1 pseudogene is annotated in these 217 nt (G+C 61.8%); it reads right to left on the reverse strand.

The features are described from left to right. A pseudogene (locus ACM5QX_RS29710) lies at positions 1-217 on the reverse strand (hypothetical protein); the annotation flags it as partial.

Consider the following 217-nt stretch of genomic DNA (forward strand, 5'->3'; position numbering starts at 1 on the left):
TTCTCCATCACCGCATAGTCGATGGAGATCTTGGGCGCGGACGAAAAAGCGGGCGACAAGGTGGCCAGATCCCCGGCCTCTATCGGCGGCAGGGCGGCGACGACCGCCGCGGCGACCGCAGGCGCCTCATGCCTGAGCTCGTTCAAAAGGGTTGCAGCCGAGACGATGAAATTGCCACTGTTCCACAGATAGCCGTCAGCAATATAGCGTTCGGCTG

The organism is Anabaena sp. CCY 9910 (assembly GCF_963920875.1).
GTDB lineage: Bacteria > Cyanobacteriota > Cyanobacteriia > Cyanobacteriales > Nostocaceae > Trichormus > Trichormus variabilis.